The organism is Streptomyces doebereineriae, from assembly GCF_031845645.1.
Classification (GTDB): Bacteria; Actinomycetota; Actinomycetes; order Streptomycetales; family Streptomycetaceae; genus Streptomyces; species Streptomyces canus.
Map to the genome: position 1 here is coordinate 1 of NZ_JAVREZ010000098.1, position 562 is coordinate 562.

The window sequence follows — 562 nt, forward strand, 5'->3', positions numbered from 1 at the left end:
TCCACATATACCGCAGGAAACCGGCTCCGGCGCAGCGACGCGTACCCTGAACAGTAACTATGTCGCTCACGACAACCAATCACCCCAGGTTCTTGATCACCATCGGTCTTGCCGCGGCCATCGTCGGCACGGCCGTCGCATGCTCCCCGGCCGGCGAATCGCCGAGTACGCCGTGGGTTGCCACGCCGTCCACGTCGACATCGGCAGCCGCCCCGAAGTCACCGAAATCGCAGGCGTCCGACTACAGCCATCTGCTGCTGCAGGCCGAGGATGTCAGCATTCCACCTGACTCGTTCACGGCCCGGTCCAGCAACGTCAACCCCGACGGTCAGTCCGGGGCCAGCGCACTGTTCGTCAACGCCGACGACACCAGGGCGATCGCCGACACCATCCTGATCTACCCGGACGCGGAGACCGCGGTGGCAACACTCAAGCAGGCCTCCGCGGCGGTGAGCACCATGGTGACCGGTGGCCAGCCGCAACCGGTGCCGGTGGGTTCGAACGGCACCGTCATCTCGGGAACCGCACCCGACGGCAAGAAGGCCGTGACGCTGTTGATGTA

At 65.5% G+C, this 562-nt stretch carries 1 pseudogene; it reads left to right on the forward strand.

From position 1 onward, the window contains the following. Positions 1–92: 92 nt before the first annotated feature. A pseudogene (locus RNB18_RS50885) lies at positions 93–562 on the forward strand (hypothetical protein); the annotation flags it as partial.